Here is a 17,461-nt window from a genome sequence, read left to right as displayed (position 1 = left end):
TTTATTTCCTCTCCACAAATGTTCCCTTATATGAAAATAATGAACCAATTAACGGATTGCGTACTTGTACATGAATTCGAAAGCATTTTCGTGTTTCATCATAACTTTCTACAATGTTGGCCTCCCCGTATAAGAATCTAGGTAATGGAACTTTTCTTCCAAACATGTAAAACCATTGTTTCTTTGAAGAAATATGTATTGCCCCCACCTCATCAATATGAAAATTCAGTGTCGAAACAAGTATGTGTGGTTCACCAAAACAATCTACAATTTCAGTATTCTCTTCATCCAACTGCATAACAGCGTTAAAATATCTTTTCTTATTGTGAAAATAAAAAGTACGATTCCACCGCACAAGTTCATGTCCATGTTCATCCCGCTCAGCCGTATTATGTATTGTAAATGGCACTCCCTTCCCCCGCTCAGAGAAAAACATACGGAACTTCGATGCAATTTTTAATATGAATTTTACGAAAAAAGAACCTCCATAAATCTCATCCATCTTTCCTTCTCCAGTAAAACTATTTTCTTCCGTAATTTCATAGCGTTTCTGTAACTTTGGATGAAGCTTTTTATAAGAATCTCCTAATAGTCTTTCATACATATTAGCCATACATTATCCCTTTCTCTTCCTCTTGCAATTTTTTGCACTTGGCAAATTCGTGCTATTTATATAACCGACAATCGATAACCCCATGAGTAGAACGTTTAATGTAATTGGATTAAACGGCTCTGTAAAGCTTGCGACATTCGTAAACCCTGCCGCTATCGTTAAGGCTATTAACATAAAAATATGTACGACAAATACTTTTCGCTTTTGAAATGGCAACATCCATAGGACACCAAAAATAATTTCTAGCAATCCAATTATTTTAACTAGGAAAATACTATGCGCAGTTGAACCAATTATCACAGACAACATTTTTACTTCTTCTGAATGAGTAAATACCAGTTTCGGCACTATCCCTTGATACATCCAAACAAAGGCAAATAAAAAACATACGAGCCAATATGTCATTGTTCTTCTAATTAGTAACCTAGGGTGAAGTCCCTTCTCTAACCATAATTTTAATGCATCAAAGCTCCAAGCAGTCGCCCAACCTAATAACGGCCGAAACATATAGAAATCTATTACATTCCCTATACGACCAAACCTCGTATCATAATCATATTGCGTCTCAAAATGAATGTGTTCTTTACGAGGGGTATACTTCCAATAACCACGCCCTGTTTGAATAAGAGATAATTGATTATCCGTCCAAAATTTTAAAGAAGAGATACGTTCTCCCGTTTCTTTTCTTATCTCACCTATCGATTCACCTTCTCCAGCTATTTCAAGTCCAAATCCGATTTTTGTTTTATATAAAAACTTCTGTGGTTCTCCTTCTTTTTTCTCTAAATATGAAATTTCAGTAAAGCGAGCATCCCATTCTGTATGTATATGTGGTTCTTGCGTGTATTCCCATAATTTCTCCATTGTTGTGTTCATTTCTGCCGAAACATAAATAGGCTTTTTCCCCTTCATTCTTCTACCTCCTACGCACTATAAGTTTAATGTACATGCAATGAATTTATTTTGCTACGTTTTTCACAAACTTCCCCTTGAAAAAGAAAGAATTTTTAAAATTCATATAAAACACTTGCTTACCCGAAAAATTTAAATTATTATAAAACAAATGTTACCAACAACTTCATAAATCAAACACTCTCGCCTAAAACGTGAGATAGAGGTTGCAATACTTATGAGTATTCTAATGGAGACACAGAGATGTCTATGAAATTAGCTGAAAGGAAGTGTTGCCGAAATCGATAATTTTCTCTGCATTTATCGATTGGGGCTGTTTTCGAATAGAAACAGAACTGTCATATGTACAGACGTGTATGTATGAAGAGCTATCTACAAAAAAGAGATATCATTTTTATGGTATTCCTTTTTTGGCGGTTTTTTTATTAGCTCCGTTTTCTGTTTCCCTTTTCCTGTAACAGCACCATCCTCACTTATTTGAGATGGTGTTTTTTGCTTTTCTCTGGTAACTACAGGAATATTGGGATTTATATATGTCCTAATCTATTCTTAAAAATGGATGAAAGAAGGAATTCGTAATGGAAACGATTGTACAAAAATTTGGTGGCACTTCTGTTGGAAGCGTCGAGCGCATTCAACATGTAGCAAATTTAATTATTGAAGAATATGAACGAGGGCATAGTATCGTCTCTATCGTTTCAGCAATGGGAAAAAGTACAGATGAACTTGTCGCACTTGCTAACGCGATTACAGAAAATCCGAGTAAACGTGAAATGGATATGCTTCTATCAACAGGAGAACAAGTGACTATTTCATTATTAACGATGGCACTACAAGCAAAAGGTTATAACGCAATTTCATTAACAGGATGGCAAGCTGGGATTACGACAGAATCTGTACATAGTAGTGCACGGATTACTGACATTCATACAGATCGAATTCAATCTTATCTTACTGAAGGTACGATTGTTATTGTAGCTGGATTCCAAGGAATGAGTGAAAATCATGAAATTACAACACTTGGACGCGGTGGTTCTGATACAACTGCTGTTGCATTAGCTGCTGCACTGAAAGCAAAAAAATGTGATATTTACACAGATGTGACCGGCGTATATACGACGGACCCACGAGTTGTAAAAGATGCTTATAAATTAGATGAAATTTCTTATAACGAAATGTTAGAACTTGCAAACCTCGGTGCTGGTGTATTACACCCGCGTGCTGTTGAGTTTGCTAAAAATCATAATGTCATGTTAGAAGTTCGCTCAAGTATGGAACAAGAAAACGGAACAATTGTAAAAGGAGAATGTAACATGGAACAACAATCAATCGTTAAAGGTATTGCATTTGAAGATAATATTACACGCGTCACAATGAAAGGATTAGAACAAGGTGCACTTTCAACAGTTTTCTCTACATTAGCATCGGCACATATTAATGTAGATATCATCATTCAAAGTATTACAAATGAAGGAACTGTTCATCTCTCCTTCTCAATCCATTCTAATGATTTAAGAGAAACATTAGAGGTATTAGAACAAAATCAAGAAACACTTCATTATGAATCTGTGGAATATGAAAATCATTTAGCAAAAGTATCAATTGTAGGATCTGGTATGGTCTCTAATCCAGGTGTTGCTGCAAATATGTTCACTACTTTAAAAGAAGAAGGTATTCATATTAAAATGGTAAGTACATCAGAAATTAAAGTGTCTGTCGTTATTGACCGCCTTCATTTAGTAACAGGTGTTGAGGCACTACATCAATCATTTATGGCGAAAATTGAGCCTTTAGTGCAGATGAGTTAATTTCCACTAGTAATACTTAAAATAAATTATATAAATCTATTTCCTTCCTATATTAATAGCAATAGGGTGGGAATATTTTGCGGAGAAGTCGAAGTTATAGTATTGAATAGAAACTACATTATTAAATTCTTAAAATAATAGCATTCACGAAAGAAAGTTCGCGCATATTTCAATAGTAGAAAGTTTACGACGTGTTGTTCGTTCACAAGATGTTATATACTATACCCGAAAACGCCTTGTCACATTTCCCTACACTGTGACAAGGCGTTTTTTATTTAAAAGGAATTTTAGTATAATTATGAGGAGAATTAAATAATAAAATTCTACATATAAGGAGATTAAGACTATGGCAAACAACAGATTACTAAGAATGGACAATGTCAGCATCGTTGTAGAATCTCTTGATAACGCAATCTCTTTCTTCGAAGAGATTGGCTTAAAACTCGAAGGGCGAGCTACTGTCGAAGGTGAATGGGCTGGTCGCGTAACCGGTCTCGGTTCTCAGTGCGCGGAGATTGCTATGATGGTGACGCCAGATGGCCATAGCCGAATTGAACTTTCACGATTTCTCACACCACCTACTATTGCAGATCATCGGACAGCTCCTGTAAATGCCCTCGGTTATTTGCGTGTCATGTTCACCGTTGAAGACATTGACGAAATGGTATCGAGACTGACTAAGCATGGTGCTCAGCTCGTTGGCGAAATAGTTCAGTACGAGGACTCGTATCGACTCTGCTACATTCGTGGAACGGAAGGCATTTTAATCGGTTTAGCGGAAGAACTCGGTAATAAATAAGTAATGTTTTATAAGGGGTCTTTACTAAAGTAAAAATATTAAAAAAAAATGCTTACTTCATAAAACTTAGATTTTGAACCCCGTCCTAGCTTTAGAACGGGGTTATATTTATTTGAGCTTTTTAACATACTATCAATATCATAAAATCAATATAAAATGATCAAATTACTTCTTATACTCTTTCCTAGGAAATATAACTAATTCTTCTCACTTCTTATCATATATATCTTTTCTTTTGAAAAACGATCGGAACTCATTCAAAATAACTTTCTTTACGTCAGAGTAAAAAACCATCATGAATAGTGCAATTCCTAATAATATCTCTTGCATTCCTTCATAATTAACAAAAGCACTCACAATTAGCAAACCAAATTCATTCTCTTTCTCAAAATCTTCATCTTCATCAATATGTATTTTCTCTTTTAAATTTTGGTTCCCTTTTATTAATTCATCGAGCGTAACATTATACATTTCACTCAATAAAATCAAATTTTCAATATCAGGGCAGCTTTTATCATTTTCCCACTTCCCCCGCTTTAACAGGCAGTAAATCTCATCAAAGCTTTTAAGCACAATCAAGGCCGCCAGATGCGATTAACTGCCTCTAAAAGCCCGATTGGTTCAACTAATAATCAGTAGGATAAATCGCCCACTGATTAAAGTTTCACTTTATACACCGCTTGCCTCGTTATATCAATATTTTCACCAATATCTTCCTTCTAAAATCCTTTTGATTCTCTTAATTTTTTAAGTTGTTGTCCTAAACTCATAACGTCCCCTCCTTTGACAAATTATTACATAATAGGAGACAAAAAAGAAAGAAACCATTAGTAAAACTCACTGTAAACCACTCGTTTACACAATAAAAAAGAGAGAATAACTCTTTGAGTTATTCTCTCACTTCTATTAAAACAGGTGAATGTTTTCCTTCTTGCAAGCTTCACGTAAATCGTCAGGCCATACAGAAGATTGAACTTCACCGATATGTGCTTTACGTAAGAAGTACATGCACATTCTAGATTGTCCGATACCACCGCCAATTGTTAATGGTAGTACGTCTTCTAAAATACCTTTATGGAAATCGTACTCACGTTTGAAGTCTTCACCTGTTTTCGTTAACTGCTCATCAAGTGACTTACTATCAACACGAATTCCCATTGATGATAATTCGAATGAAGATTGTAATACTGGGTGCCAGAATAAAATGTCACCGTTTAATTTCCAATCATCATAATCAGCTGCGCGTCCGTCATGCTTTTCACCTGAACGAAGTGCATCACCAATTCCGATAATGAAAACAGCACCGTGTTCTTTTGCAATTGCATGTTCACGATCTTTCGGTGTTAATTCTGGATATTTATCTTCTAGTTCTTGGGAAGTGATGAAAACAATTTCTTCTGGTAAATACTTTCCAAGGAACGGATACTTTTCAAATAAGTGGTCTTCTAAATCTTTGAATATTCCATAAATTGTTAGTACTGTTTTTTGTAAGTAATCTACAGTACGCCATTCTTTTTGAACGATTTTTTCCCAATCCCATTGATCAACGTAAATGGAATGTGTTGCATCAAGTTCTTCATCACGGCGGATCGCGTTCATGTTTGTATATAAACCTTCACCAGCTTCATATCCATACTCATGTAATGCAAATCGTTTCCACTTCGCTAGTGAGTGAACAATTTCTAATTCTTCTCCTGAATGTAACATATCAAATTCAATTGGACGTTCTACACCGTTTAAGTGATCGTTTAATCCTGATTTTTTCGTTACGAATAATGGTGCAGATACGCGGAATAGTTCAAGGCGTTTTGCTAATTGATCCTCGAAAAATGTTTTAACTTCCTTAATTGCGATTTGAGTCTCTCTTACTGTCATTAATGATTGATACATGGTGGTTTCCTCCTAAAATGTTTGGATGTTGTGAAAAGAAGCCAACAAAAAAAGCCCTTCTTTCCCAAAAAACTGGGACGAAAGGCTTTGGTTCCGCGGTACCACCCAAATTAGCAACAGAGGTTGCTCACTTATACAATACGGAGATGAAATATCTCGATACTGTTCTTCTTGTAACGGCGAAGTTCCCGGCTAAGTCTACTTTCCTATAAAGGATTTCGGTTAGCAACTCCAGGAGGTTCTTCATAATAGGCTTCGTATCAGGCTCACACCACCCCTGACTCGCTTAGACTACATCCTACTACTACTCGTCCTTTCATAGTCGTTTTGTTGTCACATCTCTGAAACATTTTATTAATGATTATTCTATACAAAAAATAAAGAAAGTCAACAAAAATTTAAAAATATTTTTTAATTCTTTATTTTACGGCTTTATTGATTGTTTTCAATATAACATCTTCACTTCTTTTGCCTTGTTAATCCAAAAAAAGTTTCACTAAGCGAGACTAACATATAGACAACAAGTAATGTAATCGTTCGAAATATAGAATCCGCAGTATTTCGTATTATTTTCATTTTCTTTGTAATTCCTTTCAGTTTACGTGCAAATTCGTGTTATACTATAGCATTCAAGCAGTTTATTTTTACTTAAAGCAATCATAGTCATTTATAAAGAGTATGTTCTAAATTATTGACTATTATCAAATAAGATTTTTATATAACGGAGTGATCATATGAGTAAAACGAAAGCAAAACCGAAAAAAGGTGTAGGACAAGGTACAGGAAGTAAAGGATGGAATCGTTGGCAATCAAGTGCAAAGAAAAAGGCAGCTGCCAAGCCATATAAAAGTAAAGGGACTAAAAAGTAAATTCTGTATTATCTCTTTACTTTGTTCAAAACAAATTATAATTATTACACTAAAAAAGCTATGCTCTCATACATGTGAAAGCATAGCTTTTTATCCCGCATTAACGGGCAATAAGACCCTCATCTCAAAATTCAGCGAAAGCAAAGAAGTTAAATGTGGGATCAACTGCCCGTAAAAGCCCGATTGGTTCAACTAATAATCAGTGGGTGAGGGATTCATCCCCCACCCACTGATTAAAGTTTCACTTTATATTAAATCATTAAAATATCTCGAATTTCTTCCTCCGTGATTGATGATAATTTCCCTTCTCCTGGCTCAATCACTTCAGCGATTAAATGTTTCTTACTTTCTTGCAGTTCATGTATTTTTTCCTCAATTGTTCCGTGAGCCACTAATTTAATAACTTGTACCGTATTTTTTTGTCCCATTCGATATGCCCTATCTGCTGCTTGTTGTTCAACAGCTGGATTCCACCATAAGTCGTACAATATAACCGTATCGGCACCCGTTAAGTTAAGACCTGTACCACCAGCTTTTAAAGAAATGAGAAATAGGTCCCCTTCCCCTTCGTTAAACCGGTCACATAGTTCTACACGTTCTTGCGAAGGTGTATTTCCGTCTAAATAAAAGTATGGAATCGCTTGACGATTTAACTCACGACCAATAATGGACAGCATCTTCGTAAATTGAGAAAAAATTAAAATCCTCTTACCAGTACTTCTGCATTCCTCAAGTATGTCTAACAGTTGCTCAAATTTAGCTGAACTTCCCTTGTAATCATCAACGAATAAAGCGGGATGATTACAAATTTGTCGCAATCTCGTTAAGCCAGCTAAAATTCTAATTTTATTTTTACGTAACGTATCTTTGTCTAAATGTTTTAACGTTTCTTCTCTTAATTTCGCTAAATAAGCAGCATATAGTCTCTTTTGATCTGGTAATAACTCCGATGACTGTAAGTGCTCTATTTTATCAGGAAGCTCCTGTAATACATCTTCTTTTAGTCTTCTTAATACGAAAGGTTTTACGCGTTTTGCTATATCTTCTCGCCTTAAATCACCGAATTCTTTTCTTCCTGGTAATAATTCTGGAAATACGACATGGAAAATAGACCATAGCTCTTCTAATGAATTTTCGACAGGCGTTCCCGTTAGTCCGAAACGATACTCAGCTTGAATTGTTTTCACTGCTCTTGCAGTTTGTGTTGTAGGATTTTTAAACGCCTGTGCTTCATCAAGAAATAGTGTATGAAATGGCCTCGCATACGATCTTATATCTCTTCTCAGTAACGGATATGACGTAATGACGACATCAAATTCCGCTACGTCTTGTAAGATTTTTCGTCGTTCTGTTTGATTTCCATCTGCAATAACCGCTCTAATATGCGGGGCGAATTTTTTCAATTCACTAAACCAATTGTAGACGAGAGAGGACGGTGAAACGACTAATATAGGTAGCTTCTTCTCCCGAATTTCAGGCAAAACAGAATCTATAAAAGCAATGCTTTGCAGCGTTTTTCCAAGTCCCATATCGTCTGCTAAAATACCACCAAAGCGGTAATAAGCGAGTGTTTTCATCCACTCGAATCCGTATACTTGATACTCTCTCATTACAGCATGTAAAGTTGGCGGTACTGTAAATTTTAACTTTTTCGGATTTTGAATGCTTTCAACTAAATCTTGAACAGACTCATCTAAACTTAAAACATTACCTTCGTGTAGCCCGTTCATCCATTTTACACTCCGAATAAGCGGAACATTCACTTCTTCCCCATGTAAAAATTCTTTGCGAATACCTGATTCTTTTACAAACTGATTAATTTCGTGAAACTCTTTGCTCTCTAGTGATAATAAAGAACCATTCGCTAATCGGTAATATTTACGTTTCTCTTCAAGAGCGACTAATACACCTTTAATTTCCGCTTCCGGTATTCCTTTTATATCAAAGCGAAATGACAACCAATCAATTCTTTCTTTTCTTCTCACCCTAATAAGAGGTGCTGTATCCCCTTTATGAATGCGTAATTTAATTGCTGTTGTCGCGTAAATATCAACTAAGCCTTTTAACGTTGGAACGACATGATATAAAAAGTTATACTCAGCCTCTTCATTATGCATAAAATAACCGCCTTCCGTTTTTGCGAAGGCACTTTCACTCATAATGTCTAAAATCTCTTTTTCCTTTTTCTCATCACGATTAAAAACAGACGGTTGTCCGTCCTCTTCTAGCGGATTGATCATGACGTTTCCATAATGAAATTCAAGACCTGCTAACAAACGATTTTTTACTCGATCTAAATACAACTTTGCTTTTAGAGACGGCGTTTCAACACGATCAGATATTACTTCATCAATGCGTACCGTTCCAAGTTTCATTAATCCAGGTACAACTTTCGCTACGAAATGTTCCATCTTATTTTCAGGAATATAAAACTGATTGCTATTTGAGCGACTCATCATCTTTTGCAATTCAATAAGTCGCATACAATCTTCCATAGGTAAATGATATAATTTCCCATTGTAAAGAGCATAGTTATACATTTCCATAACTTGAACACGATTTAGGCCATCTATATGAAGTGTAAACCCACCATTATTGCCTTTCGTAAACTCAAAATGTAATGGCAATAATCCTTTTGAAATTTGTAATCCGTCAATCAGTTGCTCATTTTGTTTCAGATGTACATGCTCCACTTTAGAAAGTGAAGAGAGTATATCTCTCCACGAAGCTGGTGGTATAAATATCATACTTTCATCTTGTTTCGCATGTACTTCTAATGCATCTTCATACATTTTTTCATTATGATATATTTTAATGAGTTGTTGTATAATCGCGTCCGTTTCTTGTTTAAAACTATGTACATCTGGTGTGTATGTAAATTCATTTGAACAATGAAAACTCTTTCTTTTTTCCACTTTAGAAAGAAATTCTCTAATATGATTTATAAAATATGTTTTCGCAAGTTTCAACTGAATTCCAAGAAGAGCCCCACCACTTTTCGTCGATACCGGTGAACATACAAATGCAACATCTAATATTTCACGTGTATCAAAACGATGTTGTTTACTTTTGGGCCGCAGCGGTTTGTCTGCAAACAACTGAAACATCCCGTTTGTTAATTGATCATTTCTGCTACTAAAAGAGCCCATTCCACCCGTTTGCTGGTTATAATTTATTTGTATCAGTACAGCTGCAACATGTTGACAGTACGTTTGAAAAGACACTAAAGAAGGACAACTACACCTCGCAACTACATCACCTTTTTTAGCTTTTTCTACTGTAACATGAAAATCTTCATTCCCTTTTACCGTCGCCTCACAAATTTCGTTCGTTTCATCATAATGATTCACGATTACTTTATTTGATTTATAATAAGCTTCGCCTCTTTTATATGAGGTTTCTCCGCATACTTCTTTAATAATTGATTTATTTAATGTAAAACCCATTGTTTTGACACCGCCTTAATGTAAAACCATTTTCTCTTACTTAACATTTTACATGCTCAACGAAAAAATATAAAATGTTGATTCAACAAAAAAGATGCTTAGTAATAAGCATCTTCTTCATTCTATCTCCATCAACCGTTTCGCTTCAAAATACAGTACCTGAATAAATTTCTTCGTATTAATTCGTATATGTCCAGAAGTCGCTATTTCATCCTTTGTCATTTCTGTCATCCGTCTTCTAACTACGGTGAAATCAAAAAATTTGGGAGCATAGCTTTCAAATTTCGGATTTGAAAAGTCTGTTAGTCCGAGGGAAGCTAAATGATTCAACGATTGATAAATCGCTCTTCTTACACGTTGTTCAGATGCTTTTCTTTCCTTATCTATATCTGCATCTGAAGCCATAGCATCTAATTTTTTTAATGTTATTTGGTGGAAAATATCTTTTAACACAGGAAATCCAAATTCAAATGTTTGAGCCTTTTCTTGTCCATATAAATATTCCAGCATACTAAGTAAATCTTTACTTCCGTTCTCTCCCGCAATACCAAGTTCTGCTAGTAAGAAGCGTCCTGAATCTGATATCTTTTTTTCTTCTTGCACTGTTTCACTACGCATTTGCGGCTTTTCCCACTGAAACACATTATTTAATGATTTTTGAATGTCATATATAGAACGTTCCAAACGAATACGCTCTATCACTTTTCGTACAACAAATACTACTTCTATTTTGTTTAGTGGTTTTGTAATATAATATTCCACACCAAGTGTATACGCCTCGCCAATGAGCTGTTTCGATTCAACTTGAGAAATCATAATAATTTTCCCAGTAAATGAAGACGCTATATGGCGAACCGTTTCAATGCCATCTCTCATCGGCATTAGTAAATCAATAAATAAAATATCCACTTTTTTATAATTTAGCTGCTCTGCTTCAACAAAAGCTCCGTCTTCCGATTCTCCAATTACTTCTCCAAGATCGCCATCCTCAATAATTTGTGAAAGCATCGAACGGAAAACTTCATCATCATCTACGATATAATAAAACAAACCTATTCCCCTTCCTGCTTTAAACTGCACTCCGGTAAACAAACGATAAATTTACACCCTGTTCCAGTTTCATTATCTTCTAGCCTTACTTCTCCGCTAAGCCCTGTTACCATTTCGTGTATGTAAGAAAGTCCAATGCCTGTTGACGGGGTTCCCGTTTGATCATACTTTGAAGTAAACCCGGGCTTAAATACTAACTTCTTATATTTTTGTGCAATACCAGGCCCATCGTCAATTACTTCAAAGATTACATGTTGCCCTCGTTTATATAACTTAATATGAATGAGACCTCTATCCTCAATAGCTTCAACTGCATTCGCAACTAGGTTATTAAAGATTGATAGCACTGTATACACGTGATATGCAGCGTGTTCACCTTCTATATGTTTAGAAAAACGTATATCTTTCTCTAGCATTTCAGCATATTTCTCATTTATTCTTACAATCATTTCTGTAAGCTCATGCCCTTCTACATATTCAGCCACATTTTTATCTAATAACAGTTTAGATAATCCTGCAAAAATTCTTTGATTATCCTTTTTTATTTCATGCACTTCTCCTGCTATTTTCAATGCTGTTTTACTACTGGAATCATTGTTCGCTTGTAAGTTTCGATATAGTTGATATGCTTCTTGTGTAATCAATTCTGCATTTTGTAACGTTTTTTTCAAATGAACAGATTCTACATATAAATTTGAAAGGTGCATTAACATTTTTTCATTTTCTTTTCGGACTTGTGATTCTTTTAATTTCGTTTCATATAAATTCATCATATTTAAAAAGCCAAGTGCAAAGAAACTACGGAAAATAGCAATAATAATAAGTTTATTTAATTCAGAAACTATTATCGTTGTACCCAGCACGACCATATGATAAATCGCTAGTTCAGACATACTTGCGATAATTTCAATTGTAATTCCAAGGCATCCAATAACGATTGGTCTCTGGTGGAACTTATTCACCCTACAAAGCGAAAAAAGACTTCCATAAATAAAATAATAAAAAAACACAGGATAGCGCAAATAAAATGATTCTGTCATATGAAATGAACCTTGCATGACCCAGTCAAGACATACGCGGAATAAAACGACACATATACCGACAAGAATACCTGCAGCCGCTGCTGGTATTCTTCTTAAAAATAGTAATAAAAAGAAGAAAAGCGGTGTCCCAAAGCTAACGCGAAACGTATCATTAAAAGGATGAAAATTAAGCTCTCCAGCAATCGGAACAACAACCATTAATATAATTAAAAGAGATATATCTTTCTTCCATAATTGATTCCAATTCAAAGTTGCCACTTCCTATACTTTTTTCGGTAATAAAAGTGAAAGCCCGCTTATTTTTATAAACGGGCTTTATTTCTATATTCTAACCTTTTCTACCGCTTTTATTTGGCGATACTGCGGCTCCCAGATTGCTTCTTTCACTGCAATCTTGATATCGTTATCACTTAAGTTCTCTCTAGCAACACCTTCTGCAACAGCAACTTTCGCTACTTCAATTGCAACCATTTCAGAGATATTACGTAACTCTTCAACTTCTGGTAAAATAGGTGCTCCTGGCTGACTTGTATCTACCATGCTTGCAACTGCTTCAGCTGCTGCTGCAAACATTCCATCCGTCATGACGCTTGCACGTACGACAATTGTTCCAAGACCAAGACCTGGGAAAATAAGTGCGTTATTTGATTGTCCAATCACATACGTTACGCCGTTATATGTAACTGGTTCAAATGGACTTCCTGTTGCAACTAATGCTCTTCCTTCTGTCCACTCAATTAAATCAACTGGTTTTGCTTCAGCAAGTGGCGTCGGATTCGACATTGGTAAAATGATTGGTCTTTCTACGTGAGAAGCCATTTCTTTAACAATCTCTTCTTTAAATGCGCCTGCAACAGTTGATGTACCGATTAAAATTGTCGGTTTTACGTGTTTCACAACTTCAGCAAGTCCGATCACATCATTTTGTTTCCACTCACTTACTTCCGCTGCTTTTCTTGCATACGGCATTTGGAAATCAAGAAGATCTTCCATATTATCTGTAACTAATCCATTACGATCTATACACCAGAAACGCTTATATGATTCTTCTTCTGATACGCCTACGCGGACCATTGCATCTCTAACTTGATCTGCGATACCGATACCAGCTGTACCAGCACCAAACACAACAACGCGGTGTTCACTTAGTGGTACACCCGAAGCTTTCACTGCCGATAATACCGCAGCAAGCGAAACTGCACCTGTACCTTGAATATCATCATTAAATGTACAAATATCATGACGATATTTATCTAAAATTTTTCGTGCATTTCGAGAACTGAAGTCTTCCCAATGTAAAAGTGCTTTCGGGAATTGCTTATTTACCGCTTGTACAAATGTATCAATAAACTCATCGTAAGCTTCACCAGTTATACGAGGGTGACGATTTCCAATATAAAACGGATTATTTAATAATTCTTCACGATTTGTACCTACATCTAAAATTACTGGTAATACACGACTAGGATCGATTCCAACCGCAGCCGTATAAACAGCTAATTTTCCGATGGCAATATTTATACCACCAACGCCCCAGTCACCAATTCCCAGTATACCTTCTCCATCTGTAACAACGACTAAATCTATATTTTCTGCTGTTGCACCGATATTGGCGAATGCTTCTTCAATACCTGACGGATCGTTAATTGATAAATACACACCACGTGGTTTACGGTATTCATGACTATATCTTTGAATCGCTACACCGACTGTTGGTGTATATACGATTGGTAACATTTCGCGCAAGTGATCTGTTAAAATGCGATAAAATAATACTTCATTTCGATCATGTAACGCTGTTAAGTATACATTCTTTAATAAATCATCCGGCTGAGAACAAAATTGTTCGTATGCTCGACGTGCTTGTTCTTCTAATGTTAAAACTGCTGGTGGTAATAACCCTTTTAAACCTAATTCTGCTCTTTCTTCTTGCGTGAAAGCGACCCCTTTATTTAAAAGTGGTGTTGATAATACTTCTACTCCTCTTAATGTCGTTTCTAATGAACCATTAGAAGCTACTGTAAACTTACTCATAACATCCCTACCTCTATTCATATATAGCATTTCTATATTGTAAACAAAAAAGAGGGGCTTGTCCCCCCTCTCCTTTTAATTTTTCTTTAAAAGAGTTGCTCCTGCAATCCCTGGGTGTGTCATTTCGAATGGATCTAGAATTAATTCTAAGTCTTCTTGTGACAGTACACCATTTTTCACACATAGTTCTCGAACGGATTGCCCTGTCGCGATTGCTTCTTTCGCAACGCGAGCTGCTGCTTCATAACCGATATGAGGGTTCACGGCTGTAATAATTCCTACACTCTTCTCAACATACTCTTTTAAACGATCTTCATTTGCTTCAATTCCTTTTAAGCAATTATCTGTAAAGGCACGGAAACCATTATTCATAATGCTAATTGATTGAAGTAAGTTGAAAACAAGTACTGGTTCCATAACGTTTAATTCTAATTGTCCTGCTTCTGAAGCAAGGCAAATTGTATGGTCGTTACCAATGACTTGGAAAGCAATTTGATTAATTACTTCTGGCATAACAGGATTTACTTTTCCTGGCATAATAGATGAACCTGGTTGACGAGCTGGTAGCATAATTTCCGCTAAACCAACGCGTGGACCTGATGCCATTAAGCGAAGGTCATTCGCGATTTTAGACATATTCATCATACATACTTTAAGTGCTGCTGATACTTCTGTGTATGCATCCGTATTTTGCGTTGCATCTACTAAGTCTTCTGCACCAACAAGTGGCAACTCACTAATTGCAGCTAAATGTTTTACAACTGCTTCAATATATTCTGGATCTGCATTTAAGCCTGTACCAACTGCAGTTGCCCCCATATTCACTTCATATAAGTGTTGACGTGATTGCTGAATTCGTTTCATATCACGTTCAAGCACGCGAGAGTACGCTTTAAATTCTTGTCCAAGACGAATTGGTACAGCGTCTTGTAAATGTGTACGTCCCATTTTAATAACATGATCGAACTGTTCTGCTTTTAATTCAAACACATCGTGCATATAACCCATCGTTTGTAATAAACCTTCTAATGCATTTAATGTTGCGATATGAATCGCCGTTGGGAATGCATCGTTTGTTGATTGCGCCATGTTTACATGACTATTTGGACTAATATAATGATAGTCTCCCTTTTCCATTCCTAATAATTCAAGAGCGCGGTTGGCAATGACTTCATTTGCGTTCATGTTCATTGAAGTACCTGCTCCGCCTTGAATTGGATCTACGATGAAATGATCATGCCATTTTCCATCAAGAATTTCTTGAGCAGCTTCTGCAATCGCGCCACCCTTGTTCAATTCCAATCTTCCTACATCTGTATTCGCCAGTGCTGCTGCTTTTTTTACAATTGCAAACGCTCTAATTAAACCTTCATGAATTTTGTATCCTGTAATTGGGAAGTTTTCAACTGCACGCATTGTTTGTACGCCGTAGTATGCATAGTTTGGCACTTCTTTTTCACCTAAAAAATCTCTTTCAATTCGAACACTATTTTTAACTTCAGTTAATGCTGCCATGATTATTCACTCCTTAACGATTTCTTATGCTGCTTTTGTTTCTTTGACTGTTTCTACATATTGTTTTGCTTTCTCATTATCGAATTCGCCTTCCCACTTCGACATAACAATGGCTGCTAATGCATTTCCTAATACATTGACAGATGAGCGAATCATATCTAAAATGCGGTCAATCCCCGCAATTAATGCGATACCTTCTAGTGGTAACCCCATTGAACCTAACGTTGCTAATACAACAACGAACGATGCACCTGGAACTCCCGCCATACCCTTGGATGTTAACATGAGAACGAATAATAACGTTATTTGCTCTGTCAGTGACATGTGCACACCGTACATTTGCGCAACAAACAATGCCGCTAACGCTTGATAAATAGCCGATCCAGTCAAGTTAAATGTATAACCCGTCGGAATAACGAAAGAGGCAACTGCCTTTGGACAACCGAACTCTTCCATTTTTCTCATTATATTAGGTAAAACAGCTTCTGAACTTGCTGTCGTAAATGAAAGAATAAGTTCTTCTTTTAAAATTTTCATTAATGTAAAAATGTTTACGCCAACCATTCTTGCATTAATACCTAATACAATCACAACGAATAGTATAACAGTTACGTATACAGCTAGCACTAGTTTTCCTAAAGGAAGTAGTGTTGCTACACCAAATTTTGCAACCGTAACCGCAATTAATGCGAATACACCAAACGGTGCAAATTTCATAACTTGATTTGTAACCCAAAACATCGCTTCGAGTACACCTTCAAAGAAGTTAAAGACAGGCTTTCCTTTTTCCCCAATTGCTGCAACTCCTAAACCGAATAATACTGAGAAGAAAATAATCGGTAATAAGTCACCTTGTGCAATCGATTCAAATACGTTTTTCGGTACGATATGAACAATCGTCTCAGCGAATCCTTTCTTCTCTGTAGCATCTGCTGTTTGTTTGTAAGAAGAAATATCACTTTGTTGTAAGTTATTCATATCAACGCCAGTACCCGGCTGGAATATATTTGCCGCAAGTAATCCCATTAAAATAGCGATTGTCGTAATAATTTCGAAATAAAGAATTGTCTTCCCGCCCAGTTTCCCAAGCTTCTTCATATCTCCTACACCAGCTACCGCAACAATTAATGCTGAAATAACAATCGGTACTACGATCATTTTAATTAAGTGAATAAATATATCTCCAATTGGTGTGATATAAGAAATCGCCGTTTTATTACCATAGAAGATTGCCCCTACTACAATCCCTAAAACAAGTGCGACAAAGATTTGTGTCGCCAATCCGAATTTTTTCATTTATGTTCATCCCCTTTATGCGAACGCTTTCATTTCGTATTTATAAAAGCTTACTCACACATCATATAGGGGAACCTACAAAATCATACAAAAAACTACAAGTTTGTCACAAAAAATTCGAAAATTTTTCTTTTCTTTTTCATTGACACCTTTTTATTAAAAAGAAATAAAATATACTTGATAAGT

At 35.9% G+C, this 17,461-nt stretch carries 13 protein-coding genes, 1 riboswitch and 1 other annotated feature; of the genes, 3 read left to right on the top strand and 10 right to left on the bottom strand.

From position 1 onward, the window contains the following. Window position 1 precedes the first annotated feature (1 nt). Entirely contained in the window at window positions 2–613 is a 612-nt protein-coding gene (locus tag Q9B79_RS16265; RefSeq protein ID WP_306185839.1) for a DUF4166 domain-containing protein, read from the bottom strand. A gap of 3 nt (window positions 614–616) precedes the next feature. Beyond that, window positions 617–1,525 carry a DoxX-like family protein gene (locus Q9B79_RS16260; RefSeq protein WP_306185837.1) on the bottom strand — a complete coding sequence of 303 codons (909 nt, stop codon included), beginning with the start codon at window positions 1,523–1,525 and terminating at the stop codon, window positions 617–619. A 192-nt stretch (window positions 1,526–1,717) separates the two neighbouring features. Then, window positions 1,718–1,904: riboswitch (Lysine riboswitch) on the top strand. Window positions 1,905–2,103: 199 nt separating this feature from the next. Here Q9B79_RS16260 and Q9B79_RS16255 point away from each other — a divergent pair. Beyond that, complete coding sequence (locus Q9B79_RS16255) at window positions 2,104–3,333, top strand: aspartate kinase (protein WP_306185835.1); 1,230 nt, start codon at window positions 2,104–2,106, stop codon at window positions 3,331–3,333. 346 nt (window positions 3,334–3,679) lie between these two features. Beyond that, window positions 3,680–4,132, top strand: coding sequence for a VOC family protein (locus Q9B79_RS16250; RefSeq protein WP_306185833.1), 453 nt, complete (start codon window positions 3,680–3,682; stop codon window positions 4,130–4,132). Window positions 4,133–4,339: 207 nt separating this feature from the next. Here Q9B79_RS16250 and Q9B79_RS16245 read toward each other — a convergent pair whose 3' ends face one another. After that, a complete protein-coding gene (locus tag Q9B79_RS16245; RefSeq protein WP_306185831.1) occupies window positions 4,340–4,705 on the bottom strand; it encodes a helix-turn-helix domain-containing protein in 366 nt (121 codons plus the stop codon). Window positions 4,706–5,038: 333 nt separating this feature from the next. Continuing rightward, window positions 5,039–6,022: an aspartate--ammonia ligase gene (gene asnA / locus Q9B79_RS16240; protein ID WP_098347643.1), complete on the bottom strand. Its 984-nt coding sequence runs from the start codon at window positions 6,020–6,022 to the stop codon at window positions 5,039–5,041. Window positions 6,023–6,092: 70 nt separating this feature from the next. After that, window positions 6,093–6,351: a binding site (T-box leader), on the bottom strand. Between the two features lie 405 nt (window positions 6,352–6,756). Between asnA and Q9B79_RS16235 the strand changes: the two genes are divergently transcribed. After that, a complete protein-coding gene (locus Q9B79_RS16235) occupies window positions 6,757–6,891 on the top strand; it encodes a DUF3934 domain-containing protein (protein WP_000047588.1) in 135 nt (44 codons plus the stop codon). A 251-nt stretch (window positions 6,892–7,142) separates the two neighbouring features. Here the strand turns inward: Q9B79_RS16235 and Q9B79_RS16230 are convergent, their stop codons facing one another. The 6 genes from Q9B79_RS16230 to Q9B79_RS16205 all read right to left on the bottom strand — a co-directional run bounded on the left by Q9B79_RS16230 (window position 7,143) and on the right by Q9B79_RS16205 (window position 17,275). Next, entirely contained in the window at window positions 7,143–10,337 is a 3,195-nt protein-coding gene (locus Q9B79_RS16230; protein ID WP_306185827.1) for an SNF2 helicase associated domain-containing protein, read from the bottom strand. Window positions 10,338–10,454: 117 nt separating this feature from the next. Beyond that, window positions 10,455–11,387, bottom strand: coding sequence for a response regulator (locus Q9B79_RS16225; RefSeq protein ID WP_306185825.1), 933 nt, complete (start codon window positions 11,385–11,387; stop codon window positions 10,455–10,457). 2 nt (window positions 11,388–11,389) lie between these two features. Next, window positions 11,390–12,688: a sensor histidine kinase gene (locus tag Q9B79_RS16220; protein ID WP_306185823.1), complete on the bottom strand. Its 1,299-nt coding sequence runs from the start codon at window positions 12,686–12,688 to the stop codon at window positions 11,390–11,392. A 63-nt stretch (window positions 12,689–12,751) separates the two neighbouring features. Beyond that, the gene (gene malS, locus Q9B79_RS16215; RefSeq protein ID WP_306185821.1) at window positions 12,752–14,464 is read right to left on the bottom strand and encodes an oxaloacetate-decarboxylating malate dehydrogenase; all 1,713 of its coding nucleotides are present in this window, start codon (window positions 14,462–14,464) and stop codon (window positions 12,752–12,754) included. Window positions 14,465–14,539: 75 nt separating this feature from the next. After that, entirely contained in the window at window positions 14,540–15,979 is a 1,440-nt protein-coding gene (gene aspA / locus Q9B79_RS16210) for an aspartate ammonia-lyase (protein WP_306185819.1), read from the bottom strand. 24 nt (window positions 15,980–16,003) lie between these two features. Beyond that, a complete protein-coding gene (locus Q9B79_RS16205) occupies window positions 16,004–17,275 on the bottom strand; it encodes a cation:dicarboxylate symporter family transporter (protein ID WP_063224003.1) in 1,272 nt (423 codons plus the stop codon). Between the last annotated feature and the right edge of the window lie 186 nt (window positions 17,276–17,461).

The sequence above is a fragment of the Bacillus sp. MHSD_36 genome, from assembly GCF_030757775.1.
GTDB lineage: Bacteria > Bacillota > Bacilli > Bacillales > Bacillaceae_G > Bacillus_A.
This window is presented reverse-complemented; position numbering and strand designations above follow the sequence as displayed.